15 protein-coding genes and 1 tRNA gene are annotated in these 15,504 nt (G+C 73.8%); 8 read left to right on the plus strand and 8 right to left on the minus strand.

All coding sequences use genetic code 11. The features are described 5' to 3' along the window. Nucleotides 1-139: 139 nt before the first annotated feature. Together KUM39_RS12720 and KUM39_RS12725 are read right to left on the minus strand one after the other, a co-directional pair. Complete coding sequence (locus KUM39_RS12720) at nucleotides 140-289, minus strand: hypothetical protein (protein ID WP_217785685.1); 150 nt, start codon at nucleotides 287-289, stop codon at nucleotides 140-142. Nucleotides 290-363: 74 nt separating this feature from the next. Continuing rightward, nucleotides 364-1,371: a DUF2156 domain-containing protein gene (locus KUM39_RS12725; RefSeq protein ID WP_217785686.1), complete on the minus strand. Its 1,008-nt coding sequence runs from the start codon at nucleotides 1,369-1,371 to the stop codon at nucleotides 364-366. 173 nt (nucleotides 1,372-1,544) lie between these two features. Between KUM39_RS12725 and KUM39_RS12730 the strand changes: the two genes are divergently transcribed. The 5 genes from KUM39_RS12730 to KUM39_RS12750 all read left to right on the plus strand — a co-directional run bounded on the left by KUM39_RS12730 (nucleotide 1,545) and on the right by KUM39_RS12750 (nucleotide 5,234). Beyond that, nucleotides 1,545-1,650, plus strand: a tRNA-OTHER gene (locus KUM39_RS12730). A 362-nt stretch (nucleotides 1,651-2,012) separates the two neighbouring features. Beyond that, the gene (locus KUM39_RS12735) at nucleotides 2,013-2,801 is read left to right on the plus strand and encodes an AfsR/SARP family transcriptional regulator (protein ID WP_217785687.1); all 789 of its coding nucleotides are present in this window, start codon (nucleotides 2,013-2,015) and stop codon (nucleotides 2,799-2,801) included. A gap of 133 nt (nucleotides 2,802-2,934) precedes the next feature. Then, nucleotides 2,935-3,369 carry a hypothetical protein gene (locus tag KUM39_RS12740; RefSeq protein WP_217785688.1) on the plus strand — a complete coding sequence of 145 codons (435 nt, stop codon included), beginning with the start codon at nucleotides 2,935-2,937 and terminating at the stop codon, nucleotides 3,367-3,369. Nucleotides 3,370-3,442: 73 nt separating this feature from the next. Beyond that, nucleotides 3,443-4,987: an acyl-CoA carboxylase subunit beta gene (locus tag KUM39_RS12745; protein WP_217785689.1), complete on the plus strand. Its 1,545-nt coding sequence runs from the start codon at nucleotides 3,443-3,445 to the stop codon at nucleotides 4,985-4,987. 31 nt (nucleotides 4,988-5,018) lie between these two features. Then, nucleotides 5,019-5,234 (plus strand): acyl-CoA carboxylase subunit epsilon, encoded by a 216-nt coding sequence (locus KUM39_RS12750; protein WP_217785690.1) that lies wholly within the window; start codon nucleotides 5,019-5,021, stop codon nucleotides 5,232-5,234. Between the two features lie 82 nt (nucleotides 5,235-5,316). Here KUM39_RS12750 and KUM39_RS12755 read toward each other — a convergent pair whose 3' ends face one another. From KUM39_RS12755 to KUM39_RS12765, 3 genes are all read right to left on the minus strand, one after another. Beyond that, nucleotides 5,317-5,745, minus strand: a complete 429-nt coding sequence (locus KUM39_RS12755; RefSeq protein WP_217785691.1) for a DUF6299 family protein — start codon at nucleotides 5,743-5,745, stop codon at nucleotides 5,317-5,319. Between the two features lie 126 nt (nucleotides 5,746-5,871). After that, complete coding sequence (locus KUM39_RS12760) at nucleotides 5,872-6,270, minus strand: RidA family protein (RefSeq protein WP_217785692.1); 399 nt, start codon at nucleotides 6,268-6,270, stop codon at nucleotides 5,872-5,874. After that, a complete protein-coding gene (locus KUM39_RS12765) occupies nucleotides 6,267-7,400 on the minus strand; it encodes an acyl-CoA dehydrogenase family protein (protein ID WP_217785693.1) in 1,134 nt (377 codons plus the stop codon). The genes KUM39_RS12760 and KUM39_RS12765 overlap by 4 nt, the downstream gene beginning before the upstream one ends. 197 nt (nucleotides 7,401-7,597) lie before the next feature. Between KUM39_RS12765 and KUM39_RS12770 the strand changes: the two genes are divergently transcribed. Next, a complete protein-coding gene (locus tag KUM39_RS12770; RefSeq protein ID WP_217785694.1) occupies nucleotides 7,598-9,190 on the plus strand; it encodes an AMP-binding protein in 1,593 nt (530 codons plus the stop codon). Nucleotides 9,191-9,221: 31 nt separating this feature from the next. Then, on the plus strand, nucleotides 9,222-10,049 hold the full coding sequence (locus KUM39_RS12775; protein WP_217785736.1) for a PaaX family transcriptional regulator: 828 nt from the start codon (nucleotides 9,222-9,224) through the stop codon (nucleotides 10,047-10,049). 60 nt (nucleotides 10,050-10,109) lie between these two features. Here KUM39_RS12775 and KUM39_RS12780 read toward each other — a convergent pair whose 3' ends face one another. Then, nucleotides 10,110-12,407, minus strand: coding sequence for a bifunctional salicylyl-CoA 5-hydroxylase/oxidoreductase (locus KUM39_RS12780; protein WP_217785695.1), 2,298 nt, complete (start codon nucleotides 12,405-12,407; stop codon nucleotides 10,110-10,112). Next, nucleotides 12,404-13,219 (minus strand): enoyl-CoA hydratase family protein, encoded by an 816-nt coding sequence (locus KUM39_RS12785; protein WP_217785696.1) that lies wholly within the window; start codon nucleotides 13,217-13,219, stop codon nucleotides 12,404-12,406. The genes KUM39_RS12780 and KUM39_RS12785 overlap by 4 nt, the downstream gene beginning before the upstream one ends. 365 nt (nucleotides 13,220-13,584) lie before the next feature. Between KUM39_RS12785 and KUM39_RS12790 the strand changes: the two genes are divergently transcribed. Further along, nucleotides 13,585-14,034: an ATP-binding protein gene (locus tag KUM39_RS12790; protein ID WP_217785697.1), complete on the plus strand. Its 450-nt coding sequence runs from the start codon at nucleotides 13,585-13,587 to the stop codon at nucleotides 14,032-14,034. On the opposite strand, the gene KUM39_RS12795 is transcribed toward KUM39_RS12790, so the two are convergent. Then, on the minus strand, nucleotides 13,997-15,439 hold the full coding sequence (locus KUM39_RS12795; protein WP_217785698.1) for an amino acid permease: 1,443 nt from the start codon (nucleotides 15,437-15,439) through the stop codon (nucleotides 13,997-13,999). The genes KUM39_RS12790 and KUM39_RS12795 overlap by 38 nt on opposite strands. Nucleotides 15,440-15,504 lie beyond the last annotated feature (65 nt).

Genomic DNA, 15,504 nt, shown 5'->3' on the forward strand with positions numbered 1-15,504 from the left:
GCCCGGCCCGGACCGCCGGGCGAACGTGTGTCCAGCGTTCCGTGGAGCGCTGATGTGGCACTGATGCCGGTCTGATCGCGCCCGGCGCCTTCCCGGACGCCCCGGTCCCGCGCGCGCCGTTCGCGCGCGGCGCCGGTTCTCAGGCGGCGGCCTCGGCGCGCAGCCGCTCGTCCAGGGCGCGGACGGCCGCGTCGGCGGACTCGGCCACCGCCGCGTCGTCGGGGGCGCCGATGACGGCCATCAACTGCTCGACCACGGCGTGCTGGAGTTCCTCGGTGGCCTGGCTCATGACGGGTCTCCTTCTCTGTGGTCCTCTCCGCCGGTCACGTTGCGACGGAGTGTCGGATGCGAACTGATGGAACGTCAGAACGCGTTGCAGGCACGGAAGATGTGCGCGAACCCGGGCAGGGACGCCTGCGTCCCGTCGAAGGCGACGTACTCGGGGATCACCTCGTCGGGCGCCCACTTCTGCTTGTACGACAGCTGCGTCTGCGCCGGGTACAGTGCGGCGCCCTCGGCCCACAGGGCGTGCATCAGCCACTGGAACGCCGGGCTGTGACCGTCGAGTTCGTACCCGGCGTCGAGTCCGGTGAACGGGGTGAAGCCGAAGTGCAGCCAGGCGACCCCCTCGGCGCGGAACACCTCGATGGCGTGCGCGTTGATGGCCTCCATCAGGCCCGGCGAGCCCTCGGGGACCCGGCGGCTGAGGTCGTGCATCCACCCGGCCCGGCTGCCGTACACCGGGGAGTACGAGATGTAGGCGACCGGGGCGCCCTCGATGGTGCCGACGAACAGACGGCGGTGGGCCTGCGCGTCGCCGCCGATCTGGCCGACCAGGAACTCCAGTTGCTGCGCACCGCCCTTGGAGCCGAGCCACGCCTTGTCGATGGCGGCGATGCCGTCCTGCCAGTCGGCGGCGGCCACCTCCTGGATCTGCAGACCGTTGCGGTGGGCACGGGAGATCTTGTTGCGCAGCTGCATGAACCTGGTGCCGCGCAGCGTGAAGTCCGCGAGCCGCACCGCCCAGGACGCGCCGACCTGGTTGACGGTGAACCCGAGCGCCGCGTACCGCTCGGCGTCGGCACGCTGGAGCTGTACGCCGACCAGGGTCAGCCCCTCGTCCCGGACGTACGCGCGGAACGCGTCGAGCAGGGTGCCGTAGTCCTCCCCGGCGGCGAACGGGCCGCCGAACTGGACGGCGTACCCGCCGGTGCGCCGGTAGACGATCACACCGTCCGCGCCGGGGACGGTGAACGTACTGTTCCCGCTGTTGAGCGTGAGGAACGAACTCGGGTTCTCGCTCGCCGTGTGGGTGCGCACGGCGTCCAGGACCGGGCTGTCCGAGACGGTTTCCGTGGTGGTCGCGGTCATTCGCGTACCCCTTTCCGGAGTGAATTCCAACGAAGGGAGTACAGCACCGACACACTGTCCGGGAAAAGGCCCGCAGGGAATTCGTTGCGCACGTCAGAAGCGTGTCAGTATTCCGTCAGCGCGCACTGCCAGAGTGCTCCTCGTGAACGGCGCGGAAATCGGGCCGGACATGGGGAGAGGTGCCCGGAGCGGCTGATCGGGGACCTGGTGCTCTCACGGGAGCACCGCATGAGGTCGGGCCGGAGACGGCCCGCGCAGGTTCGAATCCTGCCCTCTCCGCCGACGCGACAGGAGAACCTCAGGAAAGCACCAGAAAAGGGAGCGGCCACGGCACCGGAATTCCTCACAGGAATTCCGGGCGACCCTTCCCGCACCGTTCGGGAAATCTTCTCCGCTGTCCGCCGGTGTGCCGGGAGGCGGCCGGGTGCATTTCACGGCTCCGCCGGTCCACCCCCGTCCCGGCGGAGCCGCCACCCCGGCGGGCCGTCCGGCGAGGACGCCCGCCGGGGCCGGTCCGTGTTCTCCGGGTTCCCGGGGTCACGGGTTTCCGGGGTGACGGGTTCCCGGGGTTCCGGCACTGTCGCGCGGCACGGCGCAGGACAGGACGCACGTTCGCCAGAACCGTCACCGAGGGGGCAGACATGCTGAGGTTCTCCATTCTCGGCGCACTCCAGATCCGTACCGCCGCCGGTCCGGCGGACGTCGCGGGCGATCTCCAGCGCACCCTGGTGCAGTCGCTGCTGGTCAGCGAGGGGCAGCCGGTGTCCGGGGAGGCGCTGGCCGAGGAGATGTGGGGCGACCGGGTGCCCGACAACCAGGCCAACGCGCTCCAGGCGCATGTCAGCCGACTGCGCCGCAGACTCCGTGAGCTGGAACCGGACCGGCCCGCTGCACGGGTCACCATGCACCCGGCGGGCTACCGGCTGGTCGTCGGCGAGGGCGAGCTGGACGCGGCCGAGTTCACCCGCGCGGTCCGGCTGGCGGAGTCGGCGGCGCCGTCCGACGCGGAGCGGGCCGCACGGCTGCTCGGGGACGCGCTGGCGATGTGGCGCGGCCCGGTGTTCGGCGGGTTCACCGCCGGGACGCTGTGCCAGCTCGCGGGCGCCCGGTACGAGGAGTACCGGATGCGGGCGATGGAGCTGCGGTTCGACGCCGAACTCCGGCTCGGGCGGCCCGCGTCGCTGCTCGCGGAGCTGCACGAGGCGCACACCGGGCATCCGTTGCGCGAACGGTTCTGCGAACAGCTGATGATCGCCCTGTACCGCGCGGGACGGCAGGCGGACGCCCTCGACGTGTTCCGCCGGATGCGCCGCCTGCTCGACGACGAACTCGGTATCCAGCCCTCCCCCGCGCTGCGCCGCGTCGAGCACGCGATCCTCTCCCACGACCCCGCCCTGACCGGCGACCTCCGCCGCCTCCAGCCGGTCTGACGGCACCGGGCGGGGCCGCGCCGGACAGGGATCGCGGCCCGTGGGCCCGCCGTCAGTCCACCGTCAGCCCGCCCTGTCACGGTGGACGGGCAAGGCGACCGGAACAACCCACCCCCCTATCTTCGGAGGCCCCATGACCACGAGCCAGACCCCGGCGCGGGCGGCCACGCGCACGCCCGGCCAGGGCGCAGCGGCCCGCCCGTTACGGACCTTCCTCGCGCTGGACGCGGCCGTCACCCTCGTCAACGGCCTGGTCTACCTGCTCGCCGCCGGACCGGTCGGCGAGCTGCTGGACCTCGGCACCGGACTGCTGCGCGGCATCGGCGCGTTCCTCACCGTCTACGGCCTGCTGGTCGCGTGGCTGGCGAGCCGCCCGGTGCCGAACACGTTCGCCACCAAGGCCGTCATCGAGGCGAACGCCCTGTGGGCGGTGGCGTCGGTGCTGACCGCCGTTCTCGGCTGGTTCGGCCCGAACACCGTAGGCACGGTGTGGACCGTGCTCCAGGCGCTGGTCGTCGGCGCGTTCGCGGTGCTCCAGGCGAACGGGCTGCGCAGGCTCGGCGGCTGACGAACCGTACCCGTACGGGGCGTTCCCGTCAGGCGCGTCCCGTGAGGAACGTCCCCAAGGAAGCAGGGCAGACATGAGGTCCCACGTCGAGGAGTTGGCGGGCATCCGCGCGGGTGTGCTCGCCGGACCGGGTGAGAAGGCGACCGCGGCGCAGCGCGCCAAGGGCAAGCTGACCGTGCGCGAGCGGATCGCGCTGCTCCTCGACGAGGGGTCGTTCCAGGAGGTCGAGCAGCTCCGGCGGCACCGGGCGACCGGCTTCGGCCTGGAGGCGAAGAAGCCGTACACCGATGGTGTCGTCACCGGCTGGGGCACGGTCGAGGGCCGTACGGTCTTCGTCTACGCGCACGACTTCCGCATCTTCGGCGGCGCCCTCGGCGAGGCGCACGCCGCCAAGATCCACAAGATCATGGACATGGCCATCGCGGCGGGCGCCCCGCTGGTCTCCCTCAACGACGGCGCGGGCGCCCGCATCCAGGAGGGGGTGACCGCGCTCGCGGGCTACGGCGGCATCTTCCGCCGCAACACGGCCGCGTCCGGGGTGATCCCGCAGATCAGCGTGATGCTGGGCCCGTGCGCGGGCGGCGCGGCCTACAGCCCCGCCCTCACGGACTTCGTGTTCATGGTCCGCGAGACCTCGCAGATGTTCATCACCGGACCCGACGTCGTCAAGGCGGTCACCGGCGAGGAGATCAGCCAGAACGGCCTGGGCGGCGCCGACGTGCACGCCGAGACCTCCGGCGTCTGCCACTTCGCCTACGACGACGAGGAGACCTGCCTGGAGGAGGTCAGGTACCTCCTGTCGCTGCTCCCGCGGAACAACCGGGAGACCCCGCCGCCGGTCCCCTGCGACGACCCCGCCGACCGGCGCTGCGACGCGCTGACGGACCTCGTCCCGGAGGACGGCAACCGGCCGTACGACATGACGCGGGTCGTCGAGGAGATCGTGGACGACGGGGAGTACCTGGAGGTGCACCAGCGCTGGGCGCGGAACATCATCTGCGCGCTGGCCCGCCTGGACGGCCAGGTCGTCGGCATCGTCGCCAACCAGCCGCAGTCACTCGCGGGCGTCCTGGACATCGAGGCGTCCGAGAAGGCGGCGCGCTTCGTGCAGATGTGCGACGCGTTCAGCATCCCGATCGTCACCCTGCTCGACGTGCCGGGCTTCCTGCCGGGCGTCGGCCAGGAGCACGGCGGCATCATCCGGCACGGCGCGAAACTGCTCTACGCCTACTGCGACGCGACGGTACCGCGCATCTCCCTGATCCTGCGCAAGGCGTACGGCGGCGCCTACATCGTCATGGACTCCCAGTCCATCGGCGCCGACCTCACCTACGCCTGGCCCACCAACGAGATCGCCGTCATGGGCGCCGAGGGCGCGGCCAACGTCATCTTCCGCCGCCAGATCGCGGACGCCGAGGACCCCGAGGCGATGCGCCAGAAGATGGTCAAGGAGTACAAGGCCGAGCTGATGCACCCGTACTACGCGGCCGAACGCGGCCTGGTGGACGACGTGATCGACCCCGCCGACACCCGGTCCGTCCTGATCGGGGCGCTGGCGATGCTGCGCACCAAGCACGCCGAGCGCCCGGCACGGAAGCACGGCAACCCCCCTCAGTGAGGCAACTCCCCTGATCCAGACGGAGGTTCGCATGTCCCCCACATCCGCACCGGCCCCCCTGCCGACGCCCGTCCCCCCGATCCGGGTGGAGAAGGGCGAGGCCACCCAGGAGGAACTGGCCGCGCTCGCCGTCCTGTTGTTCAGCCGCGCCGCCCTGCCCGACGACGGCACCGAGCCCGCCACCCCGGGTACGACCTCCTGGCGCCCGCACGCCTACCACGCACCGCACAGCTGGCAGCGTTCGTAGGAACCACCGGGCTCCACCGCACGGCACCGGGCGGCCGGCGCATCCCCGTGCGCCGGCCGCCCGGAGGTCCGGGGTGGTGCGGTCACTGCTGGACGAGCGTGACGTCCCGCTGCTGGGCGGCGTGGAACGAGGGCAGCAGGAGCACACCGCCGGAGCGGAGTTCGGTGACGGTCGCCTCCACGTGTGCGGCGCCGGACTTCACGGCGTCGGCCGAGACCCTGCCGGAGTTCTCCCAGCGGTGCTCGGCGCCGTCGCAGCGCGCGGCGGTGCCGCCGATGCCGTGCTGCACGCGGGGGTCGCCCTGGCTGACCGAGGAGCTGACGAAGGCCAGGCCGGTCGCACCGGTGCAGCGGTACGTGCCGGAGAGGGTGACGGTGCCGTCGGCGGCGATCCGGCCGGTCGGATCGACGGTGACCGTCTCACCGGGTCCGGCGGCGGCCGGGGCGACGGCGGCGGCGCACAGCAGTGCGGCGGCGCCCAGGGCGGCGGCGAGAGCGGGGCGTACGGGCATGGGAGACCTCCCGGTCCGGGGTGTGGGGGCCTCCACTGCTACCGGCTGCGCGGGCCGCCGCCGGTGACCGTCACCCATGCGGTGGCGCGTCGGCGGCCGTCCGGGCGTGCGCCCGCCGGGCCGGGGTCACGGCAGCACGGCGAGTCCGTCCAGTTCGACCAGCGCCTCGGTGTCCCAGAGCCGCGCGACCTCCACGACGGCCATCGCGGGGTAGTCCCGGCCCGCCAACCCGCGCCAGATGGCACCCAGTTCGCGGGCGTGGGCGCGGTAGGCGGCGAGGTCGGTGGTGTGGACGGTGACACGGGCGAGGTCGGCGGGGGTGCCACCGCACGCGGTGAGCGCGGTGAGCAGGTTGCCGAGGGCGCGGGCGAACTGTTCCGGGAGGGCGGTGCCGGTGATCGTGCCGTCGTGGTCCAGCGCGGTCTGTCCGGCGAGCAGCACGATGCGGGTGCCGGTGGCGACGACGGCGTGCGAGAAGCCGGTGGGCGGGGAGAGGGCGGGCGGGTTGACGCGGTCGGCGGTCACCGGGCCTCCTCGGCGTGACGGGCGTACAACCGCTTGGCGATGATGTCCAGTTGGACTTCGCTGGCGCCCTCGTAGATGCGCGGGGCGCGGACCTCGCGGTAGAGGTGTTCGAGGAGGTGGCCGGTGCGCAGGGCGCGGGCGCCGTGCAGTTGGACGGCGCTGTCCACGACGTACTGCGCGGTCTCGGTGGCGAGGAGTTTGGCCATCGCGGCACGGCCGGGGACGCCGGGTCCGCCCGCGTCGTGGGCGGTGGCCGCCGCGTAGACGAGCAGCCGGGCCGCCTCGGTGCGCAGCGCCATCTCCGCGACCCGGTGGGCGACGCTCTGGAGGGCGCTCAGCGGGCCGCCGAAGGCGTCGCGGCGGGCGGTGTGCGCGACGGTGGCGTCCAGCGCGGCCTGGGCCATGCCGACCGCGAACGCGCCGACGCTGGGCCGGAACAGGTTCAGGGTGGTCATGGCGACGGCGAAGCCCTGTCCCTCGGTGCCGAGCAGGTCGCCGGGGCCGACGGGGACGCCGTCGAAGTCGAGGGTGCCGATGGGGTGCGGGGAGAGCATCTCCAGGGCGGCGCCGGTGAGTCCGGGCCGGTCGGCGGGGACCAGGAAGGCGGTGACGCCGCGCGCGCCGGTGCCGGGCGCGGTGCGGGCGAACACGGTGTACAGGTCGGCCTCGGGCGCGTTGGAGATCCAGCACTTGGTGCCGGTGAGCCGCCAGCCGCCGTCCCGGTGGGGTACGGCGGCGAGCGCGAGGGAGGCGGCGTCGGACCCGGCGTCCGGCTCGCTCAGCGCGAACGCGGCGACCGCCGTGCCGTCGGCCACCGGGGGCAGGACGCGCGCCCGCTGGGCGGGGGTGCCGTACGCGTGCACGGGATGGGCGCCGAGGCCCTGGAGGGCGAGCGCGGTCTCGGCGCCGGTGCAGCACCGGGCCAGGGACTCGCGCATCAGGCACAGATCGAGCGCACCGGAGGTGAACAGCTTTTTCAGCAGACCGAGTCGGCCCAGTTCGGCGAGCAACGGCCGGTTGACGCGGCCGGGTTCGCCCTTCTCGGCGAGCGGGCGCAGCCGCTCGGCGGCCAGTCGGCGCAACTCGGCGCACCAGGCGGTCTGTTCGGCGTCGAGCGCGAACGCGGACACGGCCGTCCTCCCTCCGGGGCCGGACCCGGCGACCGCCCCCACCCCGACGTTATCGCGGAGCGTTGACTGCCGTCACCAACGCGATACGCTCGAACGCGCGTCACCGGCCGGAGGGGGAACCGGGCGCCGGAGGTCTCCCGCTCGCGCGCCGCCGCCCGTCCCGACATCCGTCACGGCCAGCAGGGGGCGAACCCGTCATGCATGTCACGGCCCACCTCGACACCTTCGCGCGCGACCACCTCCCGCCGCCGGACGAGTGGCCGGACCTCTGCTTCGACCTGCCGGAACTCGCCTATCCACAGCGGCTGAACTGCGCGGCGGAACTCCTCGCGGACACCCCGCCGGACCGGCCCGCGTTCCGCACCCCGGACGGGGAGGTGTGGACGTACGGCGGGCTGCGGGAGCGGGTGGACCGGATCGCGCACGTGCTCACCGCCGGGCTGGGCGTCGTGCCCGGCAACCGGGTGCTGCTGCGTGGTCCGACCACCCCGTGGCTGGCCGCGTGCTGGCTGGCGGTGCTGAAGGCGGGCGCGGTCGCGGTGACCGTGCTCGCGCAGGCCCGCCCGCGGGAACTGGCCACGGTGTGCCGACTGGCCCGCATCGGCCACGCGCTGTGCGACGCGCGGGTGCTGGACGGCCTGCTGAGGGCGGAGGTGCCGGGGCTGGCCGTCACCCCCTACGGCGGGGACACCCCGGACGACCTGCTGCGCCGCCCCGCGCCGGACACCCCGTTCCCGGCGGTGGCGACGGCCGCCGACGACGTGGCGCTCATCGCGTTCACCTCCGGCACCACCGGCCGCCCCAAGGGCTGCGTCCACTTCCACCGGGACGTGCTGGCCGTCGCGGACACCTTCTCCCGCCATGTGCTGCGCCCGGTGCCGGACGACCTGTTCGCGGGCAGCCCACCGCCGGGCTTCACCTTCGGCCTGGGCGGTCTGGTGGTGTTCCCGCTGCGGGCCGGAGCGTGCGCGCTGCTCCTCGAACAGGCTTCCCCGCGGCACCTGTTGGCGGCGGTCGCCGAGCACCGGGTGACGGTGCTGTTCACCGCGCCGACCGCGTACCGCACGATGCTGGAGACGCTGGACGGGTACGACGTGTCCTCGCTGCGGCGCTGCGTCTCGGCGGGCGAGAACCTCCCGGCGGACACCTGGCACGCCTGGCACGAGCGGACCGGGCTGCGGCTGATCAACGGCATCGGCACGACCGAGCTGCTGCACATCTTCCTCTCGGCGGCCGACGAGCGGGCACAGCCCGGTACGACGGGCGTTCCGGTGCCGGGCTGGCGGGCCCGGGTGCAGGACGCGGACGGCGCGCCGGTGCCGGACGGGGTGCCGGGGCTGCTCGCGGTGCGCGGCCCGGTCGGCTGCCGCTATCTCGCGGACCCCCGGCAGCGGGAGTACGTGCGGGACGGCTGGAACATCACCGGGGACACCTGTGTCCGCGCATCCGACGGGCGGTTCCGGTTCGTGGCCCGCGCCGACGACATGATCGTCTCGGCCGGGTACAACATCGCGGGCCCGGAGGTGGAGGACGCGCTGCTGCGCCATCCCGACGTGGCGGAGGCGGCGGTCGTCGGCCGCCCGGACGAACGGCGCGGGCAGGTCGCGGTGGCCTACACCGTGCTGCGGCCGGGCGCGCGCACCGGCGAGGACGCGCTGCGGACCTTCCTCGCGGCCGAGCTGGCGCCCTACAAGTGCCCGCGCGTCTTCGTGTTCCTGGACGCGCTGCCGCGCACGGCGACCGGAAAGCTCCGGCGGTTCCTGCTGCGGAGCGAGGGTGACCAGCGGTGACGGTGCCGGGCAGTCGTATCGACGGCCTAAAATGATCAACGTGTCCGAGCAGCACGCCCCCAGGTCCCTCATCGTCACGCTGTACGGCGCGTACGGCCGCTCCGCCCCCGGTCCGGTACCGGTCGCGGAGCTGATCCGGCTGCTGGCCGCCGTCGGGGTGGACGCGCCGTCCGTACGGTCCTCGGTGTCCCGGCTGAAACGCCGGGGCCTGCTGCTGCCCGCCCGCACCGCGGCGGGCGCGGCCGGGTACGAACTCTCGGCCGAGGCACGGGAGTTGTTGGAGGACGGCGACCGGCGCATCTATCCGTCCGGCGCGCCGGAGGACGTGGGCTGGGTGTTGGCGGTGTTCTCGGTCCCGGAGTCGGAGCGGAACAAGCGGCATGTGCTGCGCTCCCGGCTGTCCGCGCTGGGCTTCGGCACGGCGGCGCCCGGCGTGTGGATCGCCCCGGCGCGGCTGTACGAAGAGGCCCGGCACACGCTGTGCCGACTGAAGCTGGACGCCTACGTGGACTTCTTCCGGGGCGAGCACCTGGGTTTCGCGGCCACCGCCGAGGCGGTGGCCCGCTGGTGGGACCTGGCGGCCGTCGCCCGGGAGCACGAGGACTTCCTCGCCGCGCACGCGCCCGTGCTGGAGGCGTGGGAGCGGCGCCCGGACACCCCGCCCGAGGACGCCTACCGCGACTATCTCCTCGCGCTGGACTCCTGGCGCCGACTGCCGTACGCCGACCCCGGTCTGCCCGGGCGGCTGCTCCCGGCGGACTGGCCGGGCGCGCGCTCGGCACAGGTGTTCCGGGCGCTGCACGAGCGGCTGCGGGACGCGGGGGCCCGGTTCGTGACCCCGCGCCCGCCGGGCTCGTAACCCCGGAGGACTCGGGTTTCGCGGCCCGGGGCCACCGGGACCGTCCGGCCCTCCGGTGGCTCAGCTCCTGAGCGGCACACGGGGCCCGGGGGTGTCCGTGCGGCCGGTGCGGGGGCGCCTGCTGCCCGCGCGGTACGGGTCCGGCCATACGGCGCCCGGCCCCTCGTAGCCCTGCTCGGCGGCGGCGTGCAGGGTCCAGTTCGGGTCGTACAGATGCGGGCGGGCCAGGGCGCACAGATCCGTGCGCCCGGCCAGGATCAGGGAGTTGACGTCGTCCCAGGAGGAGATCGCGCCGACCGCGACGACCGGGACGCGTACCTCCTGGCGGATGCGTTCGGCGAACGGCACCTGGTACGACCGTCCGAACGCGGGCCGTTCCGCGGAGACGACCTGGCCGGTGGAGACGTCGAGGGCGTCGGCGCCGTGCGCGGCGAAGGCGCGGGCGATCTCCACGGCGTCGTCGGCGGTGTTCCCGCCCTCGGCCCAGTCGGTGGCGGAGATCCGTACGGTCAGCGGGCGTTCCTCCGGCCAGACCGCGCGGACGGTGTCGAAGACCTCCAGCGGGAACCGCAGCCGCCGCTCCGGTGTGCCGCCGTAGGCGTCGGTGCGGAGGTTGGTGAGCGGGGAGAGGAACCCGGACAGCAAGTAGCCGTGCGCGCAGTGGAGTTCGAGCAGATCGAATCCGGCGCGGGCGGCCCGTAGCGCGGCCTGCCTGAACTGGTCGCGGATGTCCGTGAGTTGAGCGCGGGAGAGTTCGCGGGGCAGCTGTCCGCCGGGCCGGTAGGGCAGCGCGGAGGCGGCGGCCAGTTGCCAGTTGCCCTCGGGCAGCGGTTCGTCCATGCCCTCCCACATGCGCCGGGTGGAGCCCTTGCGGCCGGAGTGCCCGAGCTGCACGCCGATGGCCGTACCGGGGGCGCTGCGGTGCACGAAGTCGGTGACCCGCCGCCACGCCTCGGCCTGCCGTCCGGTCCACAGTCCGGTGCAGCCGGGGGTGATGCGGCCCCGCTCGCTGACGCACACCATCTCCGTCATCACCAGCCCGGCCCCGCCGAGCGCGCGGGCGCCGAGGTGCACGAGGTGGAAGTCGCCGGGCAGGCCGTCGGTGGCGGAGTACAGGTCGGTGGGCGAGACGACGACCCGGTTGCGCAGGGTCAGGCCGCGCAGCCGGAACGGGGTGAACATGGGCGGGGTGCCGGGCGGGCAGCCGAACTCCCGCTCCACGGCGTCGGTGAAGGCGGGGTCGCGCAGCCGGAGACCGTCGTGGGTGACCCGGCGGCTGCGGGTGAGCAGCCCGAACGCGAACCTGCGCGGCGGCTGGTCCACCCGGCGGGCCAGCTCCTCGAACCACTCCAGGCTGGCCCGCGCGGCCCGCTGGGTGGAGGCGACGACCGGCCCGCGTTCCGCCTCGTACGCGGTCAACGCATCGGCGGTGGAGGGGTGTTCGCGCAGCCGGGCGGTGAGTGCGACGGCGTCCTCGACGGCGAGCCGGGTGCCGGAGCCGATGGAGAAGTGCGCGGTGTGCGCCGCGTCCCCGAGCAGGACGACGTTGCCGTGCGACCAGCGCGCGCAGGTCACCGTGCGGAACGTCCGCCAGTGGGGGTCACGGGTGCGCAGCGGGCGTCCGCCGAGCGCGTCCGCGAAGATCTTGGCGCACCGCTCGGCGGACTCCCGCTCCCCGGCGCGGTCGAACCCGGCGGCCCGCCAGACCTCCTCGCGCATCTCGACGATCACGGTGGAGGCGTCCGCGCGGTAGGGGTAGCCGTGCAGCTGCATCACCCCGTGCTCGGTCTCCGCGATCTCGAAGCGGAACGCGTCGAGGGCGAAGTCCGCGGCCATCCAGACGTACCGGCACCGGTGCTGCTCGGTCCGGGACCGGAACACCTCCGCGTACGCCTCGCGGGTCGCGCTGCCCGCGCCGTCGGCCGCTATCACGAGGTCGTGCCCGGCGGCCAGCCGGTCGGCGTCCGGGGCCCGGTCACCGAAGCGCAGCCCGACCCCCAGGGAACGGCACCGCTCGTGCAGGATCTCCAGCAGCCGCCGCCTGCCGAGCGCGGCGAACCCGTGTCCCCCGGACCGCAGCCGCACCCCCCGGTGCACGATGTCGATGGCGTCCCAGCGCACGAGGTCCCGGCCCAGGGCCGCGTACACGACCGGGTCGGCGTGCTCGATCCCGCCGAGCGTCCCGTCGGAGAGCACCACCCCGAACCCGAACGTCTCCGCGGCCGGGTTCCGCTCCCACACGGTGACGCTCCGGGCCGGGTCGAGCCGCTTGAGCAGCGCGGCGGCGTAGAGCCCACCGGGACCGCCGCCGATCACGGCGACACTCCGGGCGGGGCCGTCGGGCGCCCGCCCGGTCACTTCGGGGCCCGCTTCCCGGTGAAGGCCGCGTGGAACTCGGCGTAGTCCTCGCCGGTCATCAGCAGGGCCTGGGTGGCGGCGTCGAGTTCGACGGCGGCGGCGAGCGGCATGTCGAGTTCGGCGGTGAGCAGGGCCTTGGTCCGGGCGTGGGCGAGGGCGGGGCCGTCGGCGAGGCGGCGGGCCAGGGCGTGGGCGCGTTCGTCGGCGCGGCCCTCGTCGGTGACCTCGCCGAGCAGGCCGATCCGCTCGGCCTCGGCGGCGCCGACCGGTTCGCCCAGCATCAGCAGCCGGGTGGCATGGCCGAGCCCGACCACACGGGGCAGCAGATAGGCGGCGCCCATGTCACCGCCGGAGAGGCCGACGCGGGTGAAGAGGAACGCGAACCGGGTGGTGGGGTCCGCGATCCGGAAGTCCGCCGCGAGCGCGAGGACGGCACCGGCACCGGCGGCCACCCCGTGCAGGGCGGCGACCACCGGGAACGGGCACTCCCGCAGCGCCCGGACGACCTGCCCGGTCATCCGGTTGAAGTCGAGCAGCGCGGCGGTGTCCAGGGCCAGCGTGGCACCGATGATCTCGTCCACGTCCCCGCCGGAGCAGAACCCGCGCCCCTCCCCGGCCAGCACCAGCGCGCGCACCGCCCGCTCACGGGACAGCTCCGCGAGCAGGTCCCGCAGGTCGGCGTAGGCGCCGAAGGTGAGCGCGTTGAGCTTGGCGGGGCGGGCGAGGGTGACGGTGGCGACCCCGTCCTCGACGCGCACCCGCAGATGCTCCCAGTCGGGGGTGCGGGCGGCGGAGCCGGTGAAGGGACTCATGGCGTGCGGACCTCCTCGGGCGACGGTGCCTCACGGAGCGCGACGGTGCGCCATCCAGAAGTTAACACGCGTTTGTGACTGTCGTCACGAGTGCGCGACAGACCGTACGCCCGCCGCACCGCCGCCGCACCGCCATGACAGCGCCGCCGGGCAGCCGCCGTACGACCCCCGGCGCCGCTCCGGCCGGGTCACATGTGTCACAGCACGGCGACGGACGGGTCACAGCGCGATCCGGGGTGCGGAGCCGGTCGTACTGGTGGGTAGGCACGGGCTGCCGGGGCCGTCCGCACCGGCCGGTGCCCATAGGCGGCCTTCACGGCCGGGCCCGTACCATTCCCCTAGCCGAAAGCAGGGCAGCCTGCTCCATGAACGGAATCACCGTGCACGATCACCCCGTCGAACCGGCCTCCTGGCGCATCGCCCTGCCGCACACCGCCGCCGCGGTGCCGGTGGCGCGCGCGCTGGTCCGGTCGGCGCTCGCCGAGGTGGGACACACGGCGGACCGCGACACCGCCGAGCTGCTGACGGCGGAACTCGTCGCCAACGCGGTGGAGCACACCGCCGGGCGCGGTCCGATAGAGCTGGTGGTCGAGGTGCGGGCGACCGGCTGCCAGGTCGAGGTGCACGACCCGGACCCGTCGCCGCCCGGCCATCTGACCCGCCCGGTGATCGAGACGCCGGACGTGTGGCAGGAGGGCGGGCGGGGCCTGCTGCTGATCCGCTCCCTCAGTTCGTCCTGCGGTCACCGCCCCACCCCGTCGGGCAAGGCGGTGTGGTTCACCCTTCCCGCGCTGCCGGTGCGGCGCCGGGCGTGACCGTGCCGCCGGGCCCGGCCATCGTGGAGTGCCGACGGCCGTAGCCGAGGTAGACGAGCAGCCCGACGACCAGGAACACCGCGAACTGCACCCAGGTGTGCCAGCCGGTCTCGTACATCAGGTAGAGGCAGCACGCGATGCCGAGCAGCGGCGAGAGCGGGTACAGCGGCACCCGGAAGCCGCGCGCGAGGGCGGGTTCGCGGCGGCGCAGCGCGAACACCACGACGTTGACGACGGCCATGACGGCGAGGGTGCCGATGGTGCACAGGTTCACCGTGGCGTCCAGCGGCACGAACGCGGCGATCACCGCGAAGACCCCGGAGACGACGAGGGTTCCGGCGACCGGGGTGGCGGTGCGCGGGGAGACCTTCTCGAAGACGTGCGGGACGAGTCCGTCGCGGGACATGGACATCAGGATGCGGGTCTGGCCGTAGGTCACGGCGAGCACCACGGAGGCGATGGCGACGACCGCGCCGAACGCGACGACGGCGCCGCCGAGGTCGGAGCCGGTGACCGAGTCCACCACGTAGGACAGCGCGGCCGAGGTGGTGGCGACCTTGTGGCTGCCGACGGCGCCGATCGCGGCGAGCGCGACCGCGCAGTACAGCAGCGTGACCAGGCCCATGCAGACCAGGACGGCGACGGGGATGTCCCGGCGCGGGTTCTTCGCCTCCTCACCGGCGGTGGTGATCGCGTCGAAGCCGATGTACGAGAAGAACGCGGCGGTGGTGCCCGCGCCGATGCCACCGAACCCGGCCGGGGAGAACGGCGTGAGGTGGCCGTGCTGGAACGCGGTGAAGCCGATGGCGCAGAACGCGACCAGTACGACGAGCTTCACGGCGGCCATCACGGCGGTCGCGCGGGCGCTCTCCCGCACCCCGCGCACCAGCAGCACGGCGGCGAGCGCGATCACCAGCACGGCGGGCAGGTTGACGACACCGCCGTCACCGGGCCCGGCGGACAGGGCGGCGGGGAACCGCCATCCGACGAGGCTGTGCAGCAGCTCGTTGACGTACTGGCTCCAGCCGACGGCGACCGCCGAGATCGACACGCCGTACTCCAGCAGCAGGCACCAGCCGACCAGGAAGGCGCTGGTCTCGCCGAGCCCGGCGTAGGCGAAGGAGTACGAGGAGCCGGAGACCGGGATGGCGCCGCCCAGCTCGGCGAAGGAGAAGGCGGTGAAGACGCAGGTGATCGCGGCGAGCACGAAGGAGACGACGACGGCCGGACCGGCGCTCGCCACGGACTGGGACAGACCCACGAAGATGCCGGTGCCGACGACGGCGCCGATCCCGAAGCAGATCAGCTGGAAGAGGCCCATCGTCCGCTTCAGGCCGTGGCCCTCGCGGTCGGCGCCGGACTCCGCGACGAGGAGGTGGGGGGACTTGATGCGTGGAGCGGGCATTGCGGGTGGTGCTCGTTTCTGGTGGCGCGGGGCACGGTCCGGGGTCGTCCGGACCCGTCCTGGGC

Source organism: Streptomyces corallincola, assembly GCF_019104725.1.
GTDB lineage: Bacteria > Actinomycetota > Actinomycetes > Streptomycetales > Streptomycetaceae > Streptomyces > Streptomyces corallincola.